Origin of the sequence: Streptomyces sp. NPDC007025 (genome assembly GCF_042869455.1) — a bacterium.
Taxonomy (GTDB): Bacteria; Actinomycetota; Actinomycetes; order Streptomycetales; family Streptomycetaceae; genus Streptomyces.
Genome location: NZ_JBIAFT010000006.1, coordinates 261,139 through 287,524, shown reverse-complemented (window position 1 = coordinate 287,524; position 26,386 = coordinate 261,139). Strand labels below are relative to the sequence as shown.

The following is a 26,386-nucleotide window of genomic DNA, read 5'->3' as shown; positions in this document are numbered from 1 at the left end:
CCGGCCCTCCTCCGACAGCACCCCCGACCGCCCCGACCGCTCTGGCCGCACCCGCGGCACGATCGACCGCCGACCACCGCAAGGAAGCCGCCTCCATGAGCACCTCCACGTCCGCTGCTGCCCCTGTCATGCCGCCCGAGTGGGCGCCGCACGAGCGCACCTGGATGGCCTGGCCGGGCGCCAACCCGACGTTCGAGGACCCGGCGGTGCTGGCCGGGGCACGCGCTGCCTGGGCGTCGGTGGCCCGCGCCGTGCGCCGCTTCGAGCCGGTCACGATGGTCGCCTCGCCCACCGACGCGGCAGCCGCCCGGCAGCAGCTCGGCCCGGACATCGAGGTGGTCGCCGAGCCGCTGGACGACGCCTGGATGCGGGACATCGGGCCGACGTTCGTCACCCAGGGCGGCCGGCTGGCAGCCGTGGACTGGACGTTCAACGGCTGGGGCGCCCAGTCCTGGGCCCGGTGGGAGCGGGACGCGCAGATCGGCGCGGCCGTGGCCGAACGCTCGGGCGCCGCGGTGCACACCTCGCGGCTGGTGAACGAGGGCGGCGGCATCCATGTGGACGGCGCGGGGACGGTGCTGCTCACCGAGACCGTCCAGCTGGGCCCCGAGCGCAATCCGGGCTGGACGCACGAGGAGGTCGAGGCGGAGGTGCACGCGCGGCTGGGCACCCGCAAGGCGGTCTGGCTGCCCCGCGGACTGACCGCCGACTACGGCACCTACGGCACCCGCGGACATGTCGACCTGGTGGCCGCCTTCGCCGCCCCGGGCGTGGTGGTGGCCCACACCCAGCCCGACCCCGCGCACCCCGACCACGAACTGTGCGCCGAGACGGTCAAGCTGCTGCGGTCGGCCACCGACGCGCGGGGCAGGCGGCTGGAGGTCGTCGAGCTGCCCGCGCCGACGGTGACACACACGGCGGACGGCGAACCGGTCGACTACAGCTACGTCAACCACTACCTGTGCAACGGCGGGGTCGTGCTGTGCGGGTTCGGCGATCCGCGCGACGAGCACGCCGCCGGGATCTTCCGCCGGCTCTTCCCGCGGCGCACGGTCACGCTGGTGGACGCGCGCACCGTCTTCGCCGCGGGGGGCGGCATCCACTGCATCACCCAGCAGCAGCCGCGGGTCTGACCCGGCCGGCGACCGGAGTCCGGGACCCGGCACCGGTGCGGCCGGGCCCGGTTAGGCTGAACGGCCGGCAGCCGAGGGCGCCGGCGGCACCGCCCGGCGCCGCCGGGCGCACAGTCCGAGGGAGGAGCACGGCGGTGGTCGCACGGACCGGAGGCAACCGCGAGCGCCCCGACGGGGGCAGGCGGCGGGCTGCCCAGCCCCGGGAGCAGCTGCTGGCCACCGCCATGGAGATGATCGCCGAACGCGGCCTGGACCGGCTGACGATGGCGGCGCTCGGCCGCGAGGTCGGTATGAGCAGCGGCCATCTCGTCTACTACTTCAAGACCAAGGACGAGTTGCTGCTGCAGACCCTGCAGTGGAGCGAGGAGCAGCTGGGCTCGGCGCGGCGGGCCGCCCTCGCCCGCCGGGTGCCCGCGCGCGAGCGGCTGGACGCGCTGGTGGCGCTCTATCTGCCGGAGGGCCACCGCGACCCGCACTGGGCGCTGTGGCTGGAGGTGTGGAACCGGTCCCAGTCCGGTGACGACGAGATGCGCGCCCGGCAGCTCGAACTGGAGCTGAGCTGGCACCGGGACCTGGTGGCGCTGCTGGTGGAGGGCGCGGGCCGGGGCGAGTTCGCCGCGGTGGACGCGGACCGCTTCGCCACCCGCACCCGGGCCCTCCTGGACGGCTTCGGCACCCACCTGGTGGTGGGCCTGCCGGGGGTGGACAGGGAGCTGGTCCTGGGCCACGTCCGCGACCACTTCGACCAGTCCCTGGCCCCCGCGGCGGGCTGACCGTCGGTGCCGGGCGCGGTCAGTCGTGCGCCTCGGCCCCGGCGCGCAGCAGCCCGTAGGTGTAGCCGTCGTCCAGCGCCTGCCAGGAGGCGGCGATGACGTTGTCGCCCACGCCGACCGTCGTCCACTCCCCGCTGCCGTCGCTCATCGACAGCAGCACCCGGGTGGTGGAGGAGGTGCCGTGCGCGCCCTCCAGGATACGGACCTTGTAGTCGACCAGGTTCAGCCGGGCCAGTGCGGGGTGGATGCGCTCCAGTCCGGCCCGCAGAGCCCGGTCCAGCGCGTCCACGGGCCCGTTGCCCTCCCCGGTGACGACGATGCGCTCGCCCTTGGCCCACAGCTTCACCGTTGCCTCGTTGACCTGCATGCCGTCCGGCCGCTGCTCGACGATGGCCCGCCAGGACTCGGCCCGGAAGAACCGCGGCGCGGTTCCCGCGGCGCCGCCGTGCACCTCGTCCCTGAGCAGCAGTTCGAAGGAGGCGTCGGCGGCTTCGTAGGTGTAGCCCTTGAGTTCCTGCTCCTTGACCCGCTCGACCACCCGGCCGACCAGTTCCCGGTCGCCGCTCAGGTCGTAGCCCAGCTCCTTGCCCTTGAGCTCGACGGAGGCGCGCCCGGCCATGTCGGAGACGAGCATCCGCATGGTGTTGCCGACGAGTTCGGGGTCGATGTGCTGGTAGAGGTCCGGATCGATCTTGATCGCGGAGGCGTGCAGTCCGCCCTTGTGGGCGAAGGCGGAGGTGCCGACGTAGGGCTGGTGGGTGGCGGGGGTCAGGTTGACGACCTCGGCGATGGCGTGCGAGATGCGGGTGGTCTCGGCGAGCGCGCCCTCGGGCAGCACGCGCCTGCCGTACTTGAGCTCCAGTGCGGCGACGACGGGGAAGAGGTTGGCGTTGCCGACGCGTTCGCCGTAGCCGTTGGCGGTGCACTGGACGTGGGTGGCACCGCCGTCGACGGCGGCCAGGGTGTTGGCGACCGCGCATCCGGTGTCGTCCTGCGCGTGGATGCCCAGCCGGGCCCCGGTGTCGGCCGCCACGGTGCGGACGACGGCCTGGATCCGGGCGGGGATCATCCCGCCGTTGGTGTCGCAGAGGACGACCACTTCGGCGCCCGCCTCGTGCGCGGTGCGCACGACCTGCTCGGCGTAGCGGGGGTTGGCCTGGTAGCCGTCGAAGAAGTGCTCGCAGTCGACGAAGACCCGGCGGCCGTGGTCCCGCAGATGGCCGACCGTCTCGGCGATCATCGACAGGTTCTCCTCCAGCGTGGTGCGCAGCGCCAGCTCCACGTGGCGGTCGTGAGCCTTGGCGACGAGCGTGACCACCGGCGCCTTCGCGTCCAGCAGTGCCTGGACCTGCGGGTCGATCTGCGCGGGGACGCCGGCCCTGCGGGTGGAGCCGAAGGCGACGAGCTGTGCGTGCCGGAAGTCGATCTCCTGGGGGGCGCGGGCGAAGAACTCGGTGTCGCGCGGGTTGGCGCCCGGCCAGCCGCCCTCGATGAAGCCGACCCCGTACTCGTCGAGGTGGCGGGCGATGGTCAGCTTGTCGGCGACGGTCAGGTTGATGCCCTCGCGCTGCGCCCCGTCGCGCAGAGTGGTGTCGAAGACGTGGAAACCGTCGTCGGGGGCCTGCGGTCCCGTCGGACTGCCGGTGGCTGCTGCGGCGCCTGCCGCGTCGGAGGTCATGGCTGGTGGCTCCTGGGCTGGGTTCAGTGGTTCCGGAAGGAAGCGCTCCACTTGCCCCCATCATCCCTCGCGCCGTCCGCTCCGGCTGAGGTGGGCCGGAAAACGAAAAAACCCCTCGCGGGTGCGAGAGGTCTGCGCGCGGGTCTGGGGCACGGTGTCCGCTGCCGTACGGGTCGTCCACGGCAGTCGGTCACTGCGGACCGGCGCGCCTGCTGCCAATAATCATGACGAACGAGGGCACGGGGGAAGTCTCGCACAACCCGCCCCCCGCGCCCCCTTCCGTCTCACGATGCGAAAACCCGCCGCTCAGACGGTCGGCTCCAGTCCGCTCACACCTCGTGCAGGCCCTGCTCGCCGACCCGGGTGGCGAAGGACGCGGCGGTGCGCACCGGTGCTCCCGGCTCGGTGACGACGGCGACCGTGCGGAAGTCCGCCCGCGCCTGCCGCTTGTCCAGCCGCACGGTCACATAGCCCCGGTGCCCGTTGTAGAACTTCATGTGCGGGTTGGCCGCCAGATAGGCCTCCCAGTTGGAGGGCCGGTCCTCGCCGTCCTTGCCGCTGGTGACGGAGGTGGCCACGATCTCGGTCCCCACGGTGCGGGAGCCCTGGTCGCCGAAGTCCCGCTTGATGTCGTAGGCGTACCCCTTGTGCACGTCTCCGGTGAGCACCATCAGATTCTCCACCCCGGCCGCCTCGGCGCCCGCCAGCAGCCGGTCGCGGGAGGCCGGGGCGCCGTCCCAGGCGTCCATGCTGACCTTGTAGGCGGACGTGCTGTTGCTGCGCCGCTCGGAGAAGGTGACCTGCTGCGGAACGAGGTTCCAGACGGCGTCCGAGCCGCGCCACCCGTCGATCAGCCAGCGCTCCTGCGCGGCGCCGACCATGGTGCGGGCCGGGTCCGTCGACTCCGGGCCCGGGTGGTGCCAGCCGTCGCCGTACGCCTGGTCCGAGCGGTACTGCCGGGTGTCGAGGATGTCGAACTGGGCCAGCCTGCCGAACCGCAGCCTGCGGTAGAGCCGCATGTCCGGGCCCCTGGGCCGCTGGGGGCGGCGCAGCGGCAGGTTCTCCCAGTACGCGCGGTAGGCGGCCGCCCGGCGCACCAGGAAGTCCTCCGAGGAGCCGCCGTCCTCGGGGACGTCGTCCGCGTAGTTGTTCTCCGTCTCGTGGTCGTCCCAGGTGACCACGAACGGGTGCGCCGCGTGCGCCGCCTGCAGATCGGGGTCCGACTTGTAGAGCGCGTACCGCAGCCGGTACTCCTCCAGCGAGACCGTCTCCCGGTCGAAGCGGGAGGGCAGCTCCCGGTCGGTGTACCCGCGGGCGCCGCCGTGCGCGTCGACGGCGTACTCGTACAGGTAGTCGCCGAGGTGGAGGACCAGGTCCACGTCCTCCTCGGCGAGGTGCCGGTGGGCGGTGAAGTAGCCGTGGTGGTACGCCTGGCAGGAGACGGCGGCCAGCCGGAGCTCGCCGATGTCGGCGCCGGGAGCCGGTGCCGTGCGGGTGCGGCCCACCGGGCTGTGCCACTTCCCCGCCCGAAAGCGGTAGTAGTACACGCGGTCGGCGCCCAGGCCCTCGGCCTCCACATGCACGGCATGGTTCAGCTCGGGGTGTGCGAGGGCCGTGCCGCGGCGCACGACGCGGCGGAAGCGGCGGTCGTGCGCCAGCTCCCAGCGGACGGGGATCCGCGCCTTCGGCAGGCCGCTGCCGGGCTCGTAGGGCTCAGGCGCGAGGCGCGTCCACAGCACGACGGAGCCGGGCTGCGGGTCACCGGAGGCGACGCCCAGGGTGAAGGGGTCGGCGCGGACGGCGGTCCGTGCGTCCGCCTCGGCCGCCTGTGCGCTGCCGGGCAGGTCGGTGGTGAAGGCGAGCACCGCGGCGGCGCCCGTGACGGTCAGCAGGCGGCGGCGGCCCAGTGCCGCCGCCGCCCGTCTGATCTCCTGCTGGCTGTCCTGATCCTGCTGGGTCGGCTGGGGACGCGGCATCTGGATCTCGGCCCTCCCGGGAGGCGGTCGATGACATCGTCATGACAGCGCTGCCAGAAGGCCCTTCGGCTACGGAAGTTCGACCCCTGCATGTCAGGTACATGTACGTCAGGTCGGTTCCGGGCCTGCCGTGACACGCCCCACGATGTCCGCGAGGACCTACCCGTCAGGAACCGAGGGTGTGCATCCAGCCGTGCGTGTCCTCCGCCTGGCCGGTCTGGACCGCCAGCAGCGCCTCCCGGAGCCGCATCGTGATCTCCCCGGCGCCGCCGTCGCCGACCTTCCACTCACCGCGCGCCGACTTCACCTGACCGACCGGCGTGATCACCGCGGCGGTCCCGCAGGCGAACACCTCGCTGATCGAGCCGTCGGCGTTGCCCGCGCGCCATTCGTCCGTCGTCAGCCGCACCTCCCCCGTCGCGTACCCGAGGTCGGCGGCGATCTGCAGCAGCGAGTCGCGGGTGATGCCCGGGAGCAGCGTCCCGGTCAGTTCCGGGGTCACGATCCGCGCGCCGGCGCCGGAGCCCTGGACGAAGTAGAGGTTCATGCCCCCCATCTCCTCGACGTAGCGGCGCTCCACCGCGTCCAGCCAGACCACCTGGTCGCAGCCGTGCTCGGCGGCCTCCGCCTGGGCGACCAGCGAGGCGGCGTAGTTGCCCGCGCACTTGGCCTCACCCGTCCCGCCCGGCGCCGCGCGCACGTACTCCTCGGAGAGCCACACCGAGACGGGCTCGACGCCGCCGGGGAAGTAGGCGCCCGCCGGGGACGCGATGACCATGAACGTGTACCGGTTCGCGGGCCGCACTCCCAGCCCGACCTCGGTGGCGAACAGGAACGGCCGCAGATACAGCGACGCCTCGCCCCCGCCTGGCACCCACGCGCTGTCCTGCCCCACGAGCAGGTCGCACGCCTCGACGAAGGTCTCCACGGGCAGTTGGGGCATCGCCAGCCGGCGGGCACTGCGCTGGAAGCGGCGGGCGTTGGCGTCCGGCCGGAAGACCTTCACCGAGCCGTCGGGCTGCCGGTACGCCTTCAGCCCCTCGAAGATCGACTGCGCGTAGTGCAGCGTCATGTTCGCCGGGTCGATCTCCAGCGGAGCGTAGGGCTGCAGCCGCGCGTCGTGCCAACCGCGGCCCTCGGTCCACTGGATGGTCACCATGTGGTCGGTGAAGTACCGCCCGAAACCAGGGTTCGCCAGCACCGCCTCCCGCTCGGCGGCGCCGAGCGGCTCGGCGGTCGGTTCGAGGTCGAATGCGATACGGGGGGTCGTCATGTCCGCGTCCTTAGCTCGTGTCGTTGCGGACCCTGCGGCCGGGCTCCCCACCGGTACGGGCCTCCGGTGCGGCTGCCCTCGCGGCGCAGTCGCTCCGAGCGCGCCGCCGCCCCGGCACCACCGCGCTCCACAGCGCGGTACCGGGGCTCGGGAGCTGCCTCCCGGGGTGGTCCACACTCCGATTATCGCGCGCCGGTCGAACACCTTCGGACAGGGGTGCGAGAGCATGCAAGGGCGGCCCGTCCCGCCGCGACGGCGGGACGGGCCGGATCAGGGAAGTGACGGCCTCCGGCAGCGTGTGGCCGGAACCCGGGGACCGGCGGTGCCGGGGCGCCGCCGGAGCTCCGCGGACGGATTCAGCCGGCCACGCGGGCCGCGAGCGCGTCGCCGATCTCGTCGGTGGTGCGGACCGGAGCGGCGTCCCGCTCGGCGAGATCCGCGGTGACGGCCGCCTCGACACGGGCGGCCTCGGCCTCGTGGCCGAGGTGGCGCAGCAGCAGGGCGACGGACAGCACGGTGGCGGTCGGGTCGGCCTTTCCGCTGCCCGCGATGTCGGGCGCCGACCCGTGCACAGGCTCGAACATGGACGGGAACTGCCGGGTGGGGTTGATGTTCCCCGAGGCCGCGAGCCCGATACCGCCGCTGACGGCGGCGGCGAGGTCGGTGATGATGTCGCCGAAGAGGTTGTCGGTGACGATCACGTCGAACCGCGCGGGGTCGGTCACCATGAAGATCGTGGCGGCGTCGACGTGCAGATAGTCGGTCGTCACCTCGGGGTACTCGCGCCCGACCCGGTCGAAGGTGTCCTTCCACAGGTGGCCGGCGTGCACCAGCACGTTGTTCTTGTGCACCAGGGTGAGCTTCTTCCGCGGGCGCGCCTGCGCCCGGGCGAACGCGTCGCGCACGACCCGCTCCACACCGAACGCGGTGTTGACGCTGACCTCGTTGGCGACCTCGTGCGGGGTGCCCTTGCGGATGCTGCCGCCGTTGCCCACGTAAGGCCCCTCGGTGCCCTCGCGGACGACGACGAAGTCGATCTCCGGGCGGCCCGCCAGCGGGGACTCGGTGTTCGGGAAGAGCGTGGAGGGACGCAGGTTGACGAAGTGGTCGAAGGCGAAGCGCAGCTTGAGCAGCAGCCCGCGCTCCAGCACCCCGGAGGGGACGCCGGGGTCGCCGATGGCGCCGAGCAGGATCGCGTCGTGCCCCGCGAGCCGCTCCAGCTCCTCGTCGGTGAGGGTCTCCCCGGTGGCATGCCAGCGTTTGGCGCCGAGATCGTATTCGTGCGTCTCCAGGGCGACGTCCGGCGGGAGGACGGCGGTGAGGACCTTGAGGCCCTGGGCGACGACCTCCGGGCCGATTCCGTCTCCGGAGATCACTGCGAGGTCGATGGTGCGATCCGTGCGGGAGGCCGTTCCTGAAGACATGCGCCAGACACTACTCCCCGTCCCAGGCTGTGACATAAGGCTGTCCGCATGACGGACCACCTCCGCGGCCGCACCGACTGACGCACACTGTTCAGCAGACGTATCCGCCGCTGTCGCCCGCCAGTTGGCCCCCGTGGGGACCTTGGCACCATGGCCGCGAACGACCTGCCCGACCTGGGCGTGCCCGCTCGGCTCGCCGCCCGCATGAGCATGGCCGAGCAGCACGCCTATCTGCGCGAGAAGCTCGGCCGCCGCGCCCGTCCCGTGCTGCCGAACGGCCCGACCAGGCGCGGGGCGCTGCGCGGCGGCGGACTGCTGGCAGCGGGCGCCGCGGCGCTGCGCGCGGACGCCGGGGTGCTCCGCGACGGCGGGAGCACTCCCGGCGGCAGCGCGGCGCTGCCGCCCCGGACCGCCGTGGACGGCGCGCTGGTCGCGCCGTTCGGCCGCCACCTGGCCTTCGGCGCCGACCCGGCCTCGCAGATGCGGATCTCCTGGCAGGTACCACTCCCGGTACGGCGCCCCTACCTGCGGGTGGGCACCACACCATGGGACCTGGGCGGCAGGGTGGCGGCGGAGGTACGCGCGCTGCACACCCCCGCGCTGAGCAGCGCGCTGCCGAGTGTCGAGCAGCTCTATCTGCACGTCGGCCTGGAGGGGCTGCGCCCGGGCACGACGTACTACTACGGCGTCGGCCACGACGGCTTCGACCCCGCGGCGCCCGCGCGGTCACACGCCGTGGACTCCTTCACCACAGCCCCCGCCGGCGGCACCCGGCCCTTCGTCTTCACCGCCTTCGGCGACCAGGGCGTCAGCCCCCAGGCACGCACCGCCGGCCGGCTCCTGCTCGACCGGGACCCGGCCTTCCATCTGCACGCGGGCGACATCTGCTACGCCGACGGGACCGGGCACGGCGAGGACTCCGACCGCTACGACGCGCGGACGTGGGACCGCTTCCTCGCCCAGATCGAACCGGTGGCCCGCCGGGTGCCGTGGATGGTGACCACCGGGAACCACGACATGGAGGCCTGGTACTCGCCCGACGGCTACGGCGGCCAGACCGCGCGCTGGTCGCTGCCCGGCGACGGGCCCGACCCGGAGCGGGCGCCCGGTATCTACTCGTTCGTGTACGGGAACGTCGGCGTGGTGGCCCTGGACGCCAACGACGTCTCCTACGAGATCCCGGCCAACCGCGGCTGCACCGGCGGAGCGCAGACGCGGTGGCTGGAGCGGACCCTGGAGCGGCTGCGCGCCCGCCGGGGCGTCGACTTCGTGGTCGTCTTCTTCCACCACTGCGCGTACTCGACCGCCACCCACGGCTCGGACGGCGGGGTACGGGAGAGATGGGCGACGCTCTTCGAACGGCACCACGTCGACCTCGTGGTCAACGGACACAACCATGTCTACGAGCGCACCGACCCGCTGCGCGGCGGCGGACCCACTCGCGCGCTGCGGAGCGGCGGGACCACCGACCCGGTCGCGGACGGGACCGTGTACGTCACGGCGGGCGGGGGCGGGCGCGAGCTGTACGACTTCCGGGCACCGGACAGCCACGAGGGGCACGTCCGGGAGCGTGACAGCGTCCCGGGAATCCGCTGGATCGGGGAGCGGACCGCCGAGCGGGACCGCGTGGAGTGGTCCCGGGTCCGCTACACCGGGTTCTCCTTCCTCGCGGTGGAGTCCCGCCCCGGGCCTCGGCCGGCACTCTCGGTGACGGCGTGGGCGCAGACGGGGCGGCGCATCGACCATTTCGCGGTGCGCCGCCGCTGAGGCTCCCCGCCGCGGCCGGGAACCGTCTCCGCGGAGGGCCGCGGAGCACGGACCCGGCCGGACGGCGACACGGCAGCGCCGGCCCGTGCCGCTCGGCGGCAGTCGCTCAGCGGCGGTCGAAGGCGCGCTGGAGGGCCTCGGCTGCCTTGCGGCGGTCCTCCTCGCGGAGGCGGGCCGCGGCACGGGAGCGGCGGACGCGGGAGGCGGGGACGTGAGTGGCTGTGGGCGTGGCCATGGGAATGCAACTCCTTCTGCACGGCGTGGAACGCAAGACGCGAGGAGAGATCTGCCGGACAGCCAACGGCGCGGGGACAACCGGTGCGGCAGGGATCACCTGCCGGAGACGCACGGTGTCGCACCCACGAGGCGCTCGGTCGAGCGGGACGATCGGCTTCCTACAACGATAGGAGCCGGAGCCCGTGATGTCTCGCCAAATAGTTGGGCTTCCTACTATCTGAGACGAGCCCCACACCGGACCCGTCGCTGCGGGCCGGGGAAAGCCGGGGGACGAGCGGAAAAGGAGCCGGGCCCGGCCCCCTCCGTACGGGCGGAGAAGGGGGCCGGGCCCTCATCGCACAGGGGCCACGGGGGCGTCAGCCCATGTGCGGGTACCGGTAGTCGGTCGGCGCGACGTGGGTCTCCTTGATCGCGCGCGGCGAGGACCAGCGGATCAGGTTGAACTTCGAGCCGGCCTTGTCGTTGGTGCCCGAGGCCCGCGCACCGCCGAAGGGCTGCTGGCCGACGATGGACCCGGTGGGCCGGTCGTTGAGGTAGAAGTTGCCCGCGGCGAACCGCAGCTTCTCCGAGGCGGCGGCCAGCACCGCGCGGTCCTTGGCCAGGACGGCGCCGGTCAGCGCGTAGGCCGAGGCCGACTCCATCTGGTCCAGCATCGCGTCCCAGTTCTCGTCCTCGTAGACGTGGACCGCGATGATCGGGCCGAAGTACTCGGCCTTGAAGACCTCGTTCTCCGGGTCGGAGCAGACGATGACGGTCGGCGAGACGAAGTAGCCGGTGCTGTCGTCGCAGGTGCCGCCGACCAGGATCTCGCAGGACGGATCGGCCGCGGCGCGGTCGATGGCGGCCTTGTTCTTGGCGAAGGCCCGGTCGTCGATGACGGCGCCGATGAAGTGCGACAGGTCCGTCACATCGCCCATGGACAGCCCCCGCACCTCGGTGGCCAGGTCGTCCTTGAAGCCGCTCTCCCACAGGGAGCGGGGCAGGTAGGCGCGGGAGGCGGCGGAGCACTTCTGGCCCTGGTACTCGAAAGCGCCCCGGGTGATGGCGGTCTTGAGCACCGCCGGGTCGGCCGAGGAGTGGGCGACGATGAAGTCCTTGCCGCCGGTCTCACCGACGATGCGCGGGTAGGACTTGTAGTTCGTGATGTTCTCGCCCACGGACTTCCACAGGTGCTGGAAGGTGGCGGTCGATCCGGTGAAGTGGACGCCGGCCAGGTCCGGGTGCGGCAGTGCGACCTCGGACACCTCCTTGCCGTCGCCGGTCACCAGGTTGATGACGCCCTTGGGCAGCCCGGCCTCCTCCAGCAGCTCCATGAGCAGCACGGCGGAGTGCGTCTGGGTGGGGGACGGCTTCCAGACGACCACGTTGCCCATCAGCGCCGGGGCCGTGGGCAGGTTGCCCGCGATGGCGGTGAAGTTGAACGGCGTGATCGCGTAGACGAAGCCCTCCAGCGGGCGGTGGTCCATGCGGTTCCAGATCCCGTTGGGCTGGACCAGCGGCTGCTCGGTCATCAGCTCACGGGCGAAGTGCACGTTGAAGCGCCAGAAGTCGATCAGCTCGCAGGGCGCGTCGATCTCGGCCTGCTGCGCGGTCTTGGACTGGCCCAGCATGGTGGAAGCGGCGATCGTCTCGCGCCAGGGGCCGGAGAGCAGCTCGGCGGCCTTGAGGATGATCGCGGCCCGGTCGTCGAAGGACAGTGCGCGCCAGGCCGGGGCCGCGGCGAGCGCCGCGTCGACGGCGTCCTGCGCGTCCTGCCGGGTGGCGGTCGCGTAGGTGCCCAGGACCTTCCGGTGGTTGTGCGGCTGGACCACGTCGACACGCTCGCCGCCGCCCATCCGCTTGACGCCGTCGATCGTCATCGGCAGCTCGCGCGGGCTGTCGCCAAGCTCCTTGAGTTTGGCCTCCAGGCGCGCGCGCTCGGGGCTGCCGGGCGCGTAGGTGTGCACCGGCTCGTTGTACGGGGCGGGGACCTGGGTCACAGCGTCCACGGTTGCTCCTCGGGTCGTGGTTCGGACGGTCGGTGGGGGCGCCGGTCGGGTGCCCGGATGCGGTGTTCTCAGTTGCGGGTGACGAGCGAGCGCAGGAAGAAGCCCATGTTCGCGGGGCGCTCCGCCAGCCGCCGCATGAAGTATCCGTACCAGTCGGTGCCGTACGGAACGTAGACGCGCATCCGGTGCCCGTCCGCGACCAGCCGCTCCTGCTCGGCCGCGCGGATGCCGTAGAGCATCTGGAACTCGTACTCGTCCCGCTTTCGACCGTAACGCTCGGCCAGGTTCTGGGCGATGGCCACCATGCGGGGATCGTGGGAGCCCACCATCGGGTAGCCCTCACCGGCCATCAGGATCTTCAGACAGCGCACGTACGCCCGGTCGACCTCGTGCTTGTCCTGGAAGGCGACCTCCGCGGGCTCCTTGTAGGCGCCCTTGACCAGCCGCACCCGGGAGCCCTCGCCCGCGAGCGCGTGGCAGTCCTCCTCGGTACGGAAGAGGTACGACTGGACCACGGCACCGGTAGCGGGGAAGCGTTCGCGCAGCTGCGAGAGGATCGCGAGCGTCGAGTCGACGGTGGTGTGGTCCTCCATGTCGAGGGTGACGGTCGTCCCGGCGGCGGCAGCGGCCTCGACGACAGGCAGCACGTTGTCGTGCGCCAGGTCGTGCCCGCCCGGGAGCGCCTGGCCGAAGGCGGAGAGCTTGACCGACATCTCGGCCTGCTCCGCGAGCCCGGCGGCGGCCAGCGCGTCGGTCAGCGCGAGGTAGGCGTCGCGGTTACGGAGAGCTTCCGACCGTTCGGTGATGTCCTCGCCCAGGTGGTCGATGGTCACCTGCATGCCGCGCGCGGCCAGCGCCGCGACGGAGTCCAGACACGGATCGAGCCGCTCGCCTGCCACGAACCGGTCCACCATCGGGCGGGTCACCGGAGCGGCCGAGACGAGGCGGCGGATGCTGTCGCTGCGCGCGGCGGCGAGGAGCACGGGTCCCAGCACGGGGCACCTCCACGGAGTCTTCTTGCGGGTGGCTCGATGGCGCACGCGCAGCGGAGGCGTGACGCGGAAGCCACCTAGAAGTTAAGGATCGCGCCACCACGGGGGCCATCGACAGGTGTCACGCGTCCGTGGTCCGGCTCTCAGACAGATGTATGAGAATGGAACGGCGGGCACGCGGACCGCCGCGGCGAGCGCCGTACGGCACGGCCGCGAGTGACAGACGGCACGGCGCGAGGCACAGGAGGCCACGGCATGCGCGAGGACTACCAGGCGCTGATCGACGAGGTCTCGCAGTTGCTGGGCACCCCGGCCACGCTGGAGAGCCGGGACTTCTCACTGATCGCCTTCGGGGCGCACGAGGGCGGTGCCGACGGCGACGAGGGGCAGGAGGGCGGCCCCGCGCTGGACCCGGTGCGCACCCGCACCATCCTCCAGCGCCGCTCCACCCCCGCCGTGCGCGCCTTCTTCGAGAGTTACGGCATCGCCCGGGCGAGCGGCCCGGTGCGCATCCCTCCCCCGGTCTCCGGCCAGGAGGTGCCGCCGGACCCGGCAACGGGCCTGGTGCACGGCCGCATCTGCCTGCCGGTGCGCGACCGGGGCGTCGTGCACGGCTACATCTGGCTGCTGGACGACGGGGCGCTGGAGCTCTCCGACCCGCGGCTGGCCGCGGCGATGGCGGTCGCCGAGCGCACCGGCGCCCAGCTGGCCGCCGACTCCCGCGCCGAGGAGCAGACCGGGGAACTGCTGCACGCCGCCTTGGCCGAGCGCGGCGGGGCCGCACGGGACGAGGCGGTCGCCGGGCTGCGGACGGCACTGGGCGAGACCGCGTACGGGCCACTGGTGCTGGTGGCGGTGCTGCCCTGGCCGGAGGAGGACGCGACCGCGGTCCGCGGCCCGCTCCCGGCCGCCCTCCCCCGGCTCGCGGCCCAGTGCGTGCGGGACGGGACGCTGGCCGCGCTCGTACGGCTGCGCACCCCGCACGGCCTGGAGGCGGCCCGGTCGGCGGCCGACCGGCTGCTGCGCGCGCCGGGCCGGACCGGGAGCGCGGCCCCGGCGAGCGGGGCTCCGGCTCCGACCGCCGGACTGAGCAGCCCGCGCAGCGGACTGTCGGACCTGTCGGCGGCCTGGTACGAGGCCCGCGCCGCGGCCCGGACCGCGGCGGCCGAACCCCGGCCGGGCGCACTGGCCGAGTGGGACGGCATCGGGCCCTACCGGATGCTCACCGGCATCCCCCGCACCGCGGGCACCGCACCCGATCCCGCTGTGCAGGACCTCCTCCGCGCCACCCACCACGAGCTGGCCCGCACCGCCGAGGTCTACCTCGACTGCGCGGGCCAGGCGGGCCGCGCCGCCGCCGCGCTCGGCATCCACCGGCAGACCCTCTACTACCGCCTCTCCCGGGTCGAGCGCCTCACCGGCCTGGATCTGGACGAGGGCGAGGACCGCCTGCTGCTGCACATGGCGCTCAAGGCCGCCCGGCTGTGACCGCCACCAGGATCCGCGGCTTCGCCGAGGGAAGCGGCTCGCCGGCAGCCGATGACCGGATCCGCGGTCCCGCCGACAACGGCCACCTCCGGTGGCGGTCTCCACGGGTCGGGTCCGGCACCTGCCGGTTCGCCGTCGGACACATCTGTGACCACGCCCGCTGTCGGTGCGGTGCGCTTCACTGTCCTCCATGGAGCTCACGCAATCGGCCCTCGACGACACGCCGGCCCGGCACGGCCCGCGGGACGGCTGTCCGTACCTGCCCGGCGACCTGGATCCGCAGGACCTGACCGACCTGCTCGGCAGCAGGTACGGCGCGCCGCGCACCCTCGTCCTCGACGGCTTCACCGATCCGGCGGTCGACGAGTCCGGGGGCGCGGCTCTCCTCGTCCCCTTCGGGAACCGGGGCGTGACGATACGGGCGTGGGCGTACGGGGATCAGTGGGTCGGCGCGGGTACGGCGGTGGACACGGCGGGGGTCGAGCGGCCGGTGCTGGTGGTCGCTCGCAGGGAGGTGCCCGCACCCTCGGCGGTCGCTCCGGGCGAGGACGTCGACTGGATGCGGCGGCTCATACGGATCACCGGCTGGACCCGGCACGCGCAGCGGCCGGACGTGGACCGGGCGGAGGTGGAGTCGCGCCTGGGCACCGCGGTGCCGAGCGACTACAAGCGCATGGTCGAGACGTTCGGCGAAGGCGCCTTCGACGGTTTCCTGAGCCTGAACCCTGAGCCGTGGACGGCTCTCAGGGAGGACGGGCTGCTCATCTGGGCGGGCACGGAGCACGAGGAGCTGTACTGCTGGAGGACCGACGGTGACGACCCCGACCCGTCGGCCCGTCGTGGTCCGGTCCGTCGACGGCGAGGATCTCGTCTCCGACTGCCGGGCAGCCGAGTCGGTCTGCCGCATCCTCGTCGACCCGAACCACCCGTGCACGATGGCCCGCTATTTCGACGCCCACTGGTTCATGAACTGCTACCGGGCAAGCAACTGAACCCAGTCGCCGACGGCAGCCGTCCGGAGGGCGACGTCCCGGAGGTCGACTGCACGGCCGGGCGCGGTGGCGGATCCGGCGCCGGGAACAGAGCGCGGTCCGGACGGCGGAGGGCCGCACGCGGTCTCCGTGCGGCCCCTTCCATACTGCCGGCGCGGGCCCCTCGCGGGGCCCCGCGTCACTCGGTCAGGTTGACCGCCCGGGCGTGGGTGGCGCCCACCTCGTCGGCGATCTCGGAGAGGGCCGCGGCGCCGATGGTGCCGTCGACGGTCAGCGCGACGAGCGCCTCGCCGCCTTCCTCGGCCCGGGAGACCTGCATGCCCGCGATGTTGACACCGGCCTCGCCCAGGACGCGGCCGACGGTGCCGACGACGCCGGGCCGGTCGCTGTAGCGCAGGAACGCCATGTGGTCGGCGACCGCGAGGTCCACGCCGTGCTCGTTGATGGCGACGAGCTTCTGGAGGTGCTTGGGGCCGGACAGCGTGCCGGACGCCGAGACCTCCTCGCCGCCGGCGAGGGTGCCCCGCACGGTCACCACGTTGCGGTGCTCGGCGGACTCGCTGGAGGTGGTCAGCCGCACCTCGACCCCGCGCTCCTGGGCGAACAGCGGAGCGTTGACGTAGCTGACCGTGTCGTCCACCACGTCCTCGAACACGCCCTTGAGCGCGGACAGCTCCAGCACCTTGACATCGTGCTGGGTGATCTCGCCGTACACCTCCACATCCAGCCGGACGGCGACCTCGCCGGCCAGCGCGGTGAAGATGCGGCCCAGGTTCTCGGCGAGCGGCAGCGCCGGGCGCACGTCCTCGGCGATCACCCCGCCCTGCACGTTGACCGCGTCCGGCACCAGCTCACCCGCCAGGGCCAGCCGCACCGACTTGGCGACCGCGATACCGGCCTTCTCCTGCGCCTCACCGGTGGAGGCCCCCAGGTGCGGGGTGCACACGACCTGGTCGAAGGCGAAGAGCGGGGAGTCGGTGCACGGCTCGGAGGCGTACACGTCCAGCCCTGCGCCCGCGACCCGGCCCTCCTTGATCGCCGCCGCCAGCGCCTCCTCGTCGACGATGCCGCCGCGCGCCGCGTTGACCACACGCACGTTCGGCTTGACCTTGTGCAGCGCCTCGTCCCCGATGAGTCCGAGGGTCTCCGGGGTCTTGGGCAGGTGCACGGTGATGAAGTCCGAGACGGCCAGCAGCTCGTCCAGCGAGAGCAGCTTGACGCCCATCTGCGCGGCCCGGGCCGGCTGCACGAACGGGTCGTAGGCGACGACCTTCATCCCGAACGCCGACATCCGCTGGGCCACCAGCACACCGATCCGGCCCAGGCCGACCACGCCGAGCGTCTTCTCGCTCAGCTCCACTCCGGTGTACTTGCTGCGCTTCCACTCGCCGTTCTTGAGCGCCGTGTTGGCCTGCGGAATGTTCCGGGCCGTGGCGATCAGCAGGCCGCAGGCCAGTTCGGCCGCGGTGACGATGTTGGAGGTGGGGGCGTTGACCACCATCACGCCCGCCTTGGTGGCGGCGGGCACGTCCACGTTGTCGAGTCCGACCCCGGCGCGGGCGACCACCTTGAGCTTGTGCGCCGCGGCCACGGCCTCGGCGTCGATCTTGGTGGCGGAGCGGACGAGAACGGCGTCCACATCGGCGAGAGCGGGGAGGAGTTCGCCCCGGTCGGCGCCGTCACACTGCCGGATCTCGAAATCCGGCCCCAACGCTTCGACGGTCGCGGGCGACAGCTCTTCGGCGATGAGTACTACGGGCTTGCTCACGTGGTCTCCAAATTCTTGGGACGGCGCGTTTCCCTGCGGGGCGGGAGGAGCAGACGCACGACGCTGTGAGCCTGTGGACCCGCAGTCTATCGAGGGCACCGCCCCGATGTGGCCGATCGGTCCACACCGCCTGTGGGGCGGGCCTCCGCCCCTGATCGTGCCCTCGGGGCCGCGGAACGGAACACCCGGCGCGTGGGGCGGGGCGGGTTCGGGTGGATTCCGGGGGATTCCGCTCCAGGCGGGCGCACCCGGCGCCCGCCCGTCGCGCTGCGCGTCCGCGCCCGGGGGGCCGTGCGGAACCCCGGGCGCGGACGTGCCCGCCCCGGCCGCGGGTGCGCTCCGGTTCCGCGGAGGCGCGGGCGCGGCCGGGACGGCTGCTCACCGCCGGACGAGGGTCACTTCTCCTCGTCGACCCAGCTCATCAGGGAGCGCAGGTTCTTGCCCGTGGTGGCCAGCAGGCTGTCCTCGTCGGCCTTCTTGTACTCGTTGTACCGGGGCAGACCGGCGTTGTACTCGGCCATCCAGTTCTTCGCGAAGGAGCCGTCCTGGATGTCGCCGAGGATCTTCTTCATCTCGGCCCGCGTCTGGTCGTTGATCACCCGCGGACCCGAGACGTAGTCGCCCCACTCGGCGGTCTCGGAGACGGACCAGCGCATCTTCTCCAGGCCGCCCTCGTACATGAGGTCCACGATCAGCTTCAGCTCGTGGAGGCACTCGAAGTAGGCGATCTCCGGCTGGTAGCCGGCCTCGACCAGGGTGTCGAAGCCCGCCTTGACCAGCGCGGCCGTACCGCCGCAGAGCACGGCCTGCTCGCCGAAGAGATCGGTCTCGGTCTCCTCGGTGAAGGTGGTCTTGATGACGCCCGCGCGGGTGCCGCCGATGGCCTTGGCGTAGGACAGCGCCAGCGCGAAGGCGCCGCCGCTCGCGTCCTGCTCCACGGCCGCGATGCACGGCACGCCGCGGCCCTCCTCGTACTGGCGGCGGACCAGGTGGCCCGGGCCCTTCGGGGCGACCATGCAGACGTCCACCGAGGCCGGGGGCTTGATGAAGTCGTAGCGGATGTTCAGGCCGTGGCCGAAGAAGAGCGCGTCGCCGTCCTCGAGGTGGGGGGCGATGGACTCCTCGTAGACCTTGGCCTGGAGCGGGTCCGGGACCAGGACCATGACCACGTTCGCTTCCCGGACGGCCTCGTCCGGCGTGGTCACCCGCAGGCCCTGCTCCTCGGCCCTGGCACGGGACTTCGAGCCCTCGTGCAGGCCGACCCGGACGTCGACGCCCGAGTCGCGCAGGGACAGCGCGTGGGCGTGGCCCTGGCTGCCGTATCCGAGGACCGCGACCTTGCGGCCCTGGATGATGGACAGATCGGCGTCGTCGTCGTAGAACAGCTCGGCCACTTGGGGTTTCTCCTTGTGCTGATGATGGGTGCTGCCCAACCTATGACGGCCGGGCGGGCGGAGGGTTCGGGGGCGGGGGTCAGGCGGTGCGCTCCAGCGCACGCAGGCTCCGGTCGGTGATGGAGCGGGCGCCGCGCCCTATGGCGATGGTGCCGGACTGCACCAGTTCCTTGATGCCGTACGGCTCCAGCATCCTCAGCATCGCCTCCAGCTTGTCGGCGCTGCCGGTGGCCTCGATGGTGACGGCCTCCGGGGAGACGTCGACGGTCTTGGCGCGGAACAGCTGGACGATCTCCACGATCTGGGAGCGGGTCTCGCCCTCCGCGCGGACCTTCACCAGGACGAGTTCGCGCTGTACCGCGGAGGCGGGTTCCAGCTCGACGATCTTGAGGACGTTGACCAGCTTGTTGAGCTGCTTGGTGACCTGCTCCAGCGGCAGGTCCTCGACGTTCACCACGATGGTGATGCGCGAGATGTCGGGGTGCTCGGTGACGCCCACCGCGAGCGAGTCGATGTTGAAGCCGCGACGGGAGAAGAGCGAGGCGATCCTGGCCAGGATGCCGGGGGTGTTCTCCACCAGCACGGAGAGCGTGTGCTTGGACATCGTTCGGAGCCTTCCGTTTCCTGTTCCCGGTCAGTCGTCGCTGTCGCCGAAGTCGGGGCGGACCCCGCGGGCCGCCATGACCTCGTCGTTGGAGGTGCCCGCCGCCACCATCGGCCAGACCATGGCGTCCTCGTGGACGATGAAGTCCACGACGACGGGCCGGTCGTTGATGGCGTTGGCCTTCTCGATGACCGCATCGAGCTGCGCGGGGTCCTCGCAGCGGATGCCGACGCAGCCCATGGCCTCGGCGAGCTTCACGAAGTCGGGCACGCGTGTGCCCCGGCCGGGCTCGCCCTCCTCGCCGCTGTGCAGGACGGTGTTGGAGTACCGCTGGTTGTAGAAGAGGGTCTGCCACTGGCGGACCATGCCCAGCGCTCCGTTGTTGATGATCGCGACCTTGATCGGCGCGCCGTTGAGGGCGGCGGTGACCAACTCCTGGTTGGTCATCTGGAAGCAGCCGTCGCCGTCGATCGCCCACACCGCGCGGTCGGGCATCCCGACCTTGGCGCCCAGCGCCGCCGGGACCGCGTACCCCATGGTGCCCAGTCCGCCCGAGTTGAGCCAGGTGGCGGGCCGGTCGTAGGTGACGAAGTGGGCCGCCCACATCTGGTGCTGGCCGACGCCCGCGGCGAAGATGGTGCCCTCGGGTGCCAGTTCCCCGATCCGCTGGATGACCTGCTGCGGAGCCAGCGAACCGTCCTCGGGCAGGTCGTAGCCCAGCGGGTAGGTCGTGCGCCAGCGGTCCAGCAGGGTCCACCAGTCGGCATAGCGGTCGCCGTGCCGGTCGGGGTGCTCGGCCGCCTCGGCCTGGAGGGCGACGACGAGGTCGGCCAGCACCTCGCGGGCGTCCCCGACGATCGGCACGTCCGCCGCGCGGTTCTTGCCGATCTCGGCGGGGTCGATGTCCGCGTGGACGATCTTGGCGTGCGGGGCGAAGGAGTCCAGCTTCCCGGTGACCCGGTCGTCGAAGCGGGCGCCGAGCGCGATGATCAGGTCGGCCTTCTGCAGCGCCGTGACCGCCGCGACGGTGCCGTGCATCCCCGGCATCCCCAGGTGCTGGGGGTGGCTGTCGGGGAAGGCGCCGATGCCCATCAGCGTGGTGGTGACCGGGGTGCCGGTGAGCTCGGCGAGCACCTTCAGCTCCGCCGTGGCACCGGCCTTCAGGACGCCGCCGCCGACGTAGAGCACCGGGCGGCGGGCCTCGGCCAGCAGTTTGGCGGCCTCCCGGATCTGCTTGCCGTGCGGCTTGGTGACCGGCCGGTAGCCGGGCAGCTCGGTGGTGGGCGGCCACTGGAAGGCGGTCTCCCCCTGGAGCGCGTCCTTGGCGATGTCGACCAGCACCGGGCCCGGACGGCCGGTGGCGGCGATGTGGAACGCCTCGGCGATCGTCCTGGGGATGTCGTCGGGGTCCTTGACCAGGAAGTTGTGCTTGGTGACCGGCATCGAGATGCCGCAGATGTCGGCCTCTTGGAAGCCGTCCGTACCGATCAGGGAGGTGGCGACCTGCCCCGTGATGGCGACCAGCGGCACGGAGTCCATGTGGGCGTCGGCGAGCGGGGTGACCAGGTTGGTGGCCCCGGGCCCCGAGGTGGCCATGCAGACGCCGACCTTGCCGGTGGCCTGCGCATAGCCGGTGGCGGCGTGCCCGGCCCCCTGCTCGTGCCGGACCAGGACGTGCTGGACCCGGGAGGAGTCCATCATCGGGTCGTAGGCGGGCAGGATGGCGCCGCCGGGGATGCCGAATACGGTGTCGGCGCCGACTTCCTCGAGAGCACGGATGAGGGACTGGGCGCCCGTGATGCGGGGGGCTGCCTGGGCCGGCACGGAGTTGGACTGTCCGCTGTTGCGGGCCCGCGGCTGCGGTTTCGGGGCCCCGGTGGCCTGATCGGTCATCGGCTTATCTCTTCTCGGAGAGTGAGGGTTGACGCTCGTTTTGGGCGGTTTCTTCGGTTCACCGCTGGTTCGTGCTCAGGTGCTGGTGCAACAAAAAACCCCCCGTGCCGTGAGGCAAGCGAGGGGAGCGCGCCGCTGGTGGACGCGGGATCGGATGGGTCCCGCGGTCAGCCGACGCGCTGTCCAAGTACGAGAATTCGGGTGCGCATGGCACTGACCCTCTCCCCGTCAAGCCCCGAGTGTCAAGTGAGTGGGACGGCCGTCTCAGCATTTGGGCGAGGCGGGCGAGTGCGTCAGCGGATCCGCCGCACCCTCCTGCCCCACCGGCAGCGCCCCCGCGCCGCGTGCCAGGGGCACCGTCGTCGGCACGGTGAATGCCGCGTCCCGGCCCTCCGGATGCTCCTCGCCGTACCCGGAGGCCCCGCCGCTGCGGGTGGACTCCGGCACCGCGTAGACCCCGCGGGCCAGCGCGGTGCGCAGCCGGTGCTCGTCCAGCGGACCGGAGAAGACCGCCCCCTGCCCGTGGGTGCAGCCCATCTCACGCAGCAGCGTGGCCTGCTCCGGCAGGTCGACCGCCTCCGCGACGGTGGTCAGCCCCAGGTCCCCGGCGATCCGCAGCAGCCCGGAGGTGATCTTGCGCTGCCGGGTGGACTCCAGGATCCCGTCCGTCAGTCCCCGGTCCAGCCGCAGGATGTCCACCGGCAGCCTGCGCAGCGCGGAGATCGCCGCATAGCCGCTGCCGAAGCCGTCCAGCGAGATCAGCACCCCGAGCCGGCGCAGCGCCGTCAGCCGCCGCTCCAGCTCGTCCAGCGGGATCCGCGGATCGCTGTCCGACAGCTCCAGGATCAGCGCACCCGGCGCCCCCGGCACCCCAGCGTTGGCCGCAGGGGCGCCCAGGGCGGTACCGCCGGTGGGGCCCGGTGCCGCCGCGAGGCCGTGCCTTGCCAGCAGGGCGCCGACGCTGCGCGGCTCCATGCCCGGCTCGGTCAGCCGCCGCGCGGGCAGCCGCACGGTCACCGGGGCGCCGTACCCGGCGCGCTGGCGGGCGGCGGCCTGCTGCACCGCTTCCTCCAGCAGCCACCGGCTCACCTCGGCGGCCCGCTCGCCACCGGCCCCGCGCGCCTCCCGGGACGAGGCGCCCTCGGTGCGCAGGAACTCCGCCGGCGTGAACAGGATCCCCTGGGCCGACCGCCAGCGGGCCTCGGCCGCGACGGCGGTGATCTTGCCGCTGGCCAGCTCGACGATCGGCTGGTGCAGCAGGGCGAACTCGCCGTCGTGCAGCGCGCTGCGCAGCCGCGCCGCCAGCTCGGCCCGCTTGACCACCTCGGCCTGCATCTGCGGCGCGTACAGCTCCACCCGGCCCTTGCCCGCCTGCTTTGCGCGGTACATCGCCAGGTCGGCGTTCCGCATCAGGGAGCCGGGCGTGATGCCGGGCTCGGCGAAGGCGATGCCGATGGAGGCGGCAACCCGCAGCTCCGTGCCCTCGACGCGGTACGGGTCGGAGAGCGTGACCCGCAGCCGGTCGGCGATGTCGTGGATGCGCAGCTCGCGTTCGGCGTCCGGCATCCGCCCCGGCTCGCCGTCGCCGCGGATGAGGACGGCGAACTCGTCGCCGCCCAGCCGGGCCGCGGTGTCGCCGGAGCGCACGGAGTCGTGCAACCGCCGTGCCGCCTGCACCAGGAGTTCGTCGCCCGCCTGGTGGCCGACGGTGTCGTTGACCGCCTTGAAGCCGTCCAGGTCGATGAAGAGCACGGCGGTACCGCAGTCGCCCCCGCGGCGACCGCCGATGGCCTGCCGGACCCGCTCGGTGAACAGCGCCCGGTTGGGCAGGTCGGTGAGGGCGTCGTGGGAGGCATTGTGCTGCAACTGCGCCTGCAGCCGCACCCGCTCGGTGACGTCCCGGCTGTTGAAGATCAGCCCGCCCTGGTAGCGGTTGACCGTGGACTCGACATTGAGCCAGTGCCCGTCGCCGTGCCGGAACCGGCACTCGACGCGGGTGCTGGACTCCCGGTCGGCGGAGGTCGCCAGGAAGCGCCGCAGCTCGTGGTTGACCTGGCCCAGGTCCTCGGGGTGCACCAGGGAGGAGAGCTCGCAGCCCACCATGTCCTCGGCGCTGCGCCCGTAGACCCCGGCCGCGGCGGGTGAGACGTAGCGGAGCGTGCCCGCAGCCGCGGTGATCATGATGACGTCGCTGGAGCCCTGGACCAGGGAGCGGAAGTGGTTCTCCTTCTGCGCCAGTTCCTTCGTCAGCGTGATGTTGTCCAGCAGCATGATGCCCTGGCGCAGCACCAGCGCGAGGACAACCGTGCAGCCGGTGTAGAGGACGACGCGGTCGATGTCGCGGCCGTCGACCGAGTTGTAGAGGATGCCCAGGGTGCACACGGCCGCCGCCAGGTAGGGGGTCAGCGCGCTGAGCGAGCCGGAGATGGGGCGGCTCGGGTTGGTGGCCCGGGCCTCGGCCTGCCGGTCGGTGGCGGCCAGCGGCTGCTGCCCGGCGGTGGAGGCCGCCTCCCCGCCGCTCCTGCGCGCCCGGCCGACCCAGGGCGCGTAGGCCAGGAGCAGCGAGCCGGCGAACCACCCGGCGTCCAGCAACTGCCCCGAGGAGTAGTGCTCACGCAGCATCGGGGAGGTGAACAGCGCGTCGCACAGCACCGTGAGGGCGAGCGCGCCGATGGCGGTGTTGATGGCGCTGCGGTGCGCCGAGGAGCGCCGGAAGTGCAGCGCCAGCACCATGCTGACCAGCACGATGTCGAGCAGCGGATAGGCCAGGTTGAGCGCTGCCCTGGCCACCGAGTCGCCCTCCCAGTAGGCCGTGTGGGCCAGGGCGAGCGACCAGGAGAGGGTCAGCAGCGAGCCGCCGATGAGCCAGGCGTCGAGGCTGAGGCAGACCCAGCCGGCGCGGGTCACCGGACGCTTGGCGAGCACCAGCAGCCCGACGATCGCCGGCGGGGCGAACAGCAGGAAGCAGAAGTCGGCGAGCGAGGGGCGGGGCACCGCCTGGTGCAGCACCAGTTCGTACCAGCCCCACACCGCGTTGCCGAACCCCGCCATCAGCGAGGAGACGCCGAAGAGCACCCAGGCCGGGCGGCTGGCCTCCACGCGGGCGCGGGCGGGGGCCGACAGATGGCCGGCCGCCTCCTGCCGCTGGATGCGCGCGTACCACAGGCACGAGCCGCCGGCCAGCAGCGCGGCGGCGCTGAGTCCGAAGTCGCCCATGAGGACGGCGACCGTCTCGGACCCCCAGCCGAGGGCCGCGCCGACGGCGTAGGCGGCGGAGACCACGATGAGGGCGAGCTGCGGCAGCAGGGTGCTGCGGCCGCCGCTGTCGGAGCCTCCTCCGCCGCGCGGCCGGGCGGTGGGCGGCAGCGTCGGTGTCGCCGCCCGGGTCCGTGGCACGGTCTGCGACGGGCGGGCTGCCGATGCCGGCCGGGTGTGCCGCCACTGGCGCGGGGCCGGCGGACACGCGGGGTGCGGCGCGCGCTGCGGCGCCTCGCTCCGGGCGGTGCCGTCGGGGCGGGCGGTCTGGGTGCCGGTCCAGCACGGGCCCCGCCTGGGGGCCGCTTCATGGGTGGTCATCGCGCCACCCGTGGAGACGGGGGTCGCGTTGCCGCGCCCGTCCGGCCGTTCCGGGACAGCTGCGCCGGAGCCCCGTAACGCGGGGTTTCCGCTGGAGAGTTGGAATGTTCGCGGGCGCCGCCCCCGCGGCCCGCACGGCAGTTCGTCCGTTGATCGCACATTCGCCCGTCGCCCCCCTCGTGTCCGGGTTTCGCCCCCCGATCGGGACGATACACCAGGTTCGTCACTCAGGGACATAGTCCCAATACAGACCGTAACCATAAGAGGGAAGCTCGGTACAGGGTGCAGTCGTACGGATCCGTAGCGTTGCCTCTCGCGGCCTCGGGGGGTTTACGGGACCTACGCCACGGCCACCGTGTTCGCCAGCTCCTCACCGGCCGCCCAGCGCCTCAGTTGCGCCGCGAGGAGCCGTCTCGCACGAGGGTGGTAGGCGGAAGTCGGCCCTCCGAGATGCGGAGTGATCAGCACACCGGGCGCCCGCCACAGCGGATGGTCCCGCGGGAGGGGCTCCGGGTCGGTCACGTCCAGCGCCGCCCGCAGCCGCCCCGGAACCCCGTCCTCCGCCCCCGGGGCCGAGGCCGGGGTCCCGGTCTCGGCGAGCAGCGCGGCGGTGTCCACCACGGCCCCGCGCGCGACGTTGACCAGCAGCGCCCCGTCCTTCATCCGGGCGAGGAAGTCCGCGTCCACCAGGCCGCGGGTCTGCTCGGTGAGCGGGGTCGCCAATATCACGACATCCGCCTGCGGCAGCAGTTCGCGGATCTCGCTCAGCGGCCGCACCGGCCCCAGCGGCGCCTGCCGCGCGGAGCGGGCGACCCGGTGCACGGCGGCGACCTCGAAGGGCAGCAGCCGCCGCTCGACGGCCTCGCCCACCGCGCCGTATCCGACGATGAGTACCGTGCGGTCCGCGAGCGCCGGGTGGAAGGCGGACCGCCAGACGCCGCGGTCCTGGGCGCGGACGGATCCGGGCAGGTCGCGCAGGGATCCGAGGGTGAGTGCGAGGGCCAGCTCGGCGGTGCTCGCGTCGTGCACGCCGCGGGCGTTGCACACGCGCGTCCCGGTGGGGAGGCGCGGGATGGCGGGCGCGATGTGGTCGATCCCCGCGGTGAGGGTCTGGACGACCCGCACCCCCGTCATCCGCGCGAGCGGCCGTACGGCGACCTCGGCACGCACGGAATAGGGGACGACGTAGAAGGCGCAGTCGGCCGGGTCCGCCGGGAACTCCTGCTCCCCGGTCCAGTACCGGTACGTCAGGTTGTCGGGGAGGCCCTCGACGCTCTCCGGCGGGAGCGCGAGCCAGATCTCCTTCGCATCGGCCATGGGGAGAGACTAGTCGGACCGCACCGCCGGCGGATCCGGGGCACCCCCCCGTCCGGAGTCCGGGGACCGCCGGGGACCGCCGGGAATCCCGGGCGAACGCCGGGAGACCGGAC

Annotated in this window: 19 protein-coding genes; 5 read left to right on the top strand and 14 right to left on the bottom strand. The window is 72.7% G+C overall.

Annotation, left to right across the window (positions count from 1 at the left end; all coding sequences use genetic code 11):
* Window positions 1-95: 95 nt before the first annotated feature.
* Window positions 96-1,133 (top strand): agmatine deiminase family protein, encoded by a 1,038-nt coding sequence (locus tag ACFYMO_RS14185; protein WP_366770234.1) that lies wholly within the window; start codon window positions 96-98, stop codon window positions 1,131-1,133.
* A gap of 134 nt (window positions 1,134-1,267) precedes the next feature.
* Entirely contained in the window at window positions 1,268-1,906 is a 639-nt protein-coding gene (locus ACFYMO_RS14180; protein WP_019355771.1) for a TetR/AcrR family transcriptional regulator, read from the top strand.
* A 19-nt stretch (window positions 1,907-1,925) separates the two neighbouring features.
* On the opposite strand, the gene cimA is transcribed toward ACFYMO_RS14180, so the two are convergent.
* The 4 genes from cimA to ACFYMO_RS14160 form a co-directional block, all read right to left on the bottom strand.
* Window positions 1,926-3,584 carry a citramalate synthase gene (gene cimA / locus ACFYMO_RS14175; protein WP_388546415.1) on the bottom strand — a complete coding sequence of 553 codons (1,659 nt, stop codon included), beginning with the start codon at window positions 3,582-3,584 and terminating at the stop codon, window positions 1,926-1,928.
* A gap of 329 nt (window positions 3,585-3,913) precedes the next feature.
* Window positions 3,914-5,560, bottom strand: a complete 1,647-nt coding sequence (locus ACFYMO_RS14170; RefSeq protein ID WP_388546412.1) for an alkaline phosphatase D family protein — start codon at window positions 5,558-5,560, stop codon at window positions 3,914-3,916.
* A gap of 166 nt (window positions 5,561-5,726) precedes the next feature.
* Window positions 5,727-6,833 (bottom strand): branched-chain amino acid aminotransferase, encoded by a 1,107-nt coding sequence (locus tag ACFYMO_RS14165; RefSeq protein ID WP_366770237.1) that lies wholly within the window; start codon window positions 6,831-6,833, stop codon window positions 5,727-5,729.
* A gap of 356 nt (window positions 6,834-7,189) precedes the next feature.
* Window positions 7,190-8,257, bottom strand: coding sequence for a 3-isopropylmalate dehydrogenase (locus ACFYMO_RS14160; protein WP_366770238.1), 1,068 nt, complete (start codon window positions 8,255-8,257; stop codon window positions 7,190-7,192).
* 150 nt (window positions 8,258-8,407) lie between these two features.
* On the opposite strand from ACFYMO_RS14160, the gene ACFYMO_RS14155 reads away from it, so the two are divergent.
* Window positions 8,408-10,024, top strand: a complete 1,617-nt coding sequence (locus ACFYMO_RS14155; RefSeq protein WP_388546409.1) for a purple acid phosphatase family protein — start codon at window positions 8,408-8,410, stop codon at window positions 10,022-10,024.
* A gap of 106 nt (window positions 10,025-10,130) precedes the next feature.
* On the opposite strand, the gene ACFYMO_RS14150 is transcribed toward ACFYMO_RS14155, so the two are convergent.
* The 3 genes from ACFYMO_RS14150 to ACFYMO_RS14140 all read right to left on the bottom strand — a co-directional run bounded on the left by ACFYMO_RS14150 (window position 10,131) and on the right by ACFYMO_RS14140 (window position 13,244).
* Window positions 10,131-10,259, bottom strand: coding sequence for a hypothetical protein (locus ACFYMO_RS14150; RefSeq protein WP_019355765.1), 129 nt, complete (start codon window positions 10,257-10,259; stop codon window positions 10,131-10,133).
* 358 nt (window positions 10,260-10,617) lie between these two features.
* Window positions 10,618-12,249: an L-glutamate gamma-semialdehyde dehydrogenase gene (gene pruA / locus ACFYMO_RS14145; RefSeq protein ID WP_366770240.1), complete on the bottom strand. Its 1,632-nt coding sequence runs from the start codon at window positions 12,247-12,249 to the stop codon at window positions 10,618-10,620.
* A gap of 68 nt (window positions 12,250-12,317) precedes the next feature.
* On the bottom strand, window positions 12,318-13,244 hold the full coding sequence (locus tag ACFYMO_RS14140) for a proline dehydrogenase family protein (protein WP_366770241.1): 927 nt from the start codon (window positions 13,242-13,244) through the stop codon (window positions 12,318-12,320).
* 252 nt (window positions 13,245-13,496) lie between these two features.
* Between ACFYMO_RS14140 and ACFYMO_RS14135 the strand changes: the two genes are divergently transcribed.
* A complete protein-coding gene (locus ACFYMO_RS14135; RefSeq protein ID WP_366770242.1) occupies window positions 13,497-14,729 on the top strand; it encodes a helix-turn-helix domain-containing protein in 1,233 nt (410 codons plus the stop codon).
* A gap of 438 nt (window positions 14,730-15,167) precedes the next feature.
* Here the strand turns inward: ACFYMO_RS14135 and ACFYMO_RS14130 are convergent, their stop codons facing one another.
* The gene (locus tag ACFYMO_RS14130) at window positions 15,168-15,302 is read right to left on the bottom strand and encodes a hypothetical protein (RefSeq protein WP_366770243.1); all 135 of its coding nucleotides are present in this window, start codon (window positions 15,300-15,302) and stop codon (window positions 15,168-15,170) included.
* Between the two features lie 239 nt (window positions 15,303-15,541).
* On the opposite strand from ACFYMO_RS14130, the gene ACFYMO_RS14125 reads away from it, so the two are divergent.
* A complete protein-coding gene (locus ACFYMO_RS14125; RefSeq protein ID WP_366770244.1) occupies window positions 15,542-15,721 on the top strand; it encodes a hypothetical protein in 180 nt (59 codons plus the stop codon).
* 178 nt (window positions 15,722-15,899) lie between these two features.
* Here ACFYMO_RS14125 and serA read toward each other — a convergent pair whose 3' ends face one another.
* From serA to ACFYMO_RS14095, 6 genes are all read right to left on the bottom strand, one after another.
* Entirely contained in the window at window positions 15,900-17,489 is a 1,590-nt protein-coding gene (gene serA, locus ACFYMO_RS14120; RefSeq protein WP_075002453.1) for a phosphoglycerate dehydrogenase, read from the bottom strand.
* A gap of 395 nt (window positions 17,490-17,884) precedes the next feature.
* Window positions 17,885-18,883 (bottom strand): ketol-acid reductoisomerase, encoded by a 999-nt coding sequence (ilvC, locus tag ACFYMO_RS14115; RefSeq protein ID WP_360690131.1) that lies wholly within the window; start codon window positions 18,881-18,883, stop codon window positions 17,885-17,887.
* A 79-nt stretch (window positions 18,884-18,962) separates the two neighbouring features.
* Window positions 18,963-19,487, bottom strand: coding sequence for an acetolactate synthase small subunit (gene ilvN, locus ACFYMO_RS14110; RefSeq protein WP_019355759.1), 525 nt, complete (start codon window positions 19,485-19,487; stop codon window positions 18,963-18,965).
* 30 nt (window positions 19,488-19,517) lie between these two features.
* Complete coding sequence (locus ACFYMO_RS14105; RefSeq protein ID WP_366770245.1) at window positions 19,518-21,380, bottom strand: acetolactate synthase large subunit; 1,863 nt, start codon at window positions 21,378-21,380, stop codon at window positions 19,518-19,520.
* A 264-nt stretch (window positions 21,381-21,644) separates the two neighbouring features.
* Window positions 21,645-24,956 carry an EAL domain-containing protein gene (locus ACFYMO_RS14100; RefSeq protein WP_388546403.1) on the bottom strand — a complete coding sequence of 1,104 codons (3,312 nt, stop codon included), beginning with the start codon at window positions 24,954-24,956 and terminating at the stop codon, window positions 21,645-21,647.
* Between the two features lie 339 nt (window positions 24,957-25,295).
* Complete coding sequence (locus ACFYMO_RS14095; RefSeq protein ID WP_366770247.1) at window positions 25,296-26,273, bottom strand: 2-hydroxyacid dehydrogenase; 978 nt, start codon at window positions 26,271-26,273, stop codon at window positions 25,296-25,298.
* Between the last annotated feature and the right edge of the window lie 113 nt (window positions 26,274-26,386).

Excerpts from the sequence above, each read along its gene's own strand:
- cimA (WP_388546415.1), bottom strand. The coding sequence starts at position 3,584 with ATGACCTCCGACGCGGCAGGCGCCGCAGCAGCCACCGGCAGTCCGACG.
- ACFYMO_RS14155 (WP_388546409.1), top strand. The coding sequence starts at position 8,408 with ATGGCCGCGAACGACCTGCCCGACCTGGGCGTGCCCGCTCGGCTCGCC.
- ACFYMO_RS14185 (WP_366770234.1), top strand. The coding sequence starts at position 96 with ATGAGCACCTCCACGTCCGCTGCTGCCCCTGTCATGCCGCCCGAGTGG.
- ACFYMO_RS14130 (WP_366770243.1), bottom strand. The coding sequence starts at position 15,302 with ATGAGCCGCCGCATCCAGTCGACGTCCTCGCCCGGAGCGACCGCCGAG.
- ACFYMO_RS14150 (WP_019355765.1), bottom strand. The coding sequence starts at position 10,259 with ATGGCCACGCCCACAGCCACTCACGTCCCCGCCTCCCGCGTCCGCCGC.
- ilvN (WP_019355759.1), bottom strand. The coding sequence starts at position 19,487 with ATGTCCAAGCACACGCTCTCCGTGCTGGTGGAGAACACCCCCGGCATC.
- ACFYMO_RS14105 (WP_366770245.1), bottom strand. The coding sequence starts at position 21,380 with ATGACCGATCAGGCCACCGGGGCCCCGAAACCGCAGCCGCGGGCCCGC.
- ACFYMO_RS14100 (WP_388546403.1), bottom strand. The coding sequence starts at position 24,956 with ATGACCACCCATGAAGCGGCCCCCAGGCGGGGCCCGTGCTGGACCGGC.
- ACFYMO_RS14165 (WP_366770237.1), bottom strand. The coding sequence starts at position 6,833 with ATGACGACCCCCCGTATCGCATTCGACCTCGAACCGACCGCCGAGCCG.
- ACFYMO_RS14160 (WP_366770238.1), bottom strand. The coding sequence starts at position 8,257 with ATGTCTTCAGGAACGGCCTCCCGCACGGATCGCACCATCGACCTCGCA.
- ACFYMO_RS14095 (WP_366770247.1), bottom strand. The coding sequence starts at position 26,273 with ATGGCCGATGCGAAGGAGATCTGGCTCGCGCTCCCGCCGGAGAGCGTC.
- ACFYMO_RS14170 (WP_388546412.1), bottom strand. The coding sequence starts at position 5,560 with ATGCCGCGTCCCCAGCCGACCCAGCAGGATCAGGACAGCCAGCAGGAG.
- ACFYMO_RS14135 (WP_366770242.1), top strand. The coding sequence starts at position 13,497 with ATGCGCGAGGACTACCAGGCGCTGATCGACGAGGTCTCGCAGTTGCTG.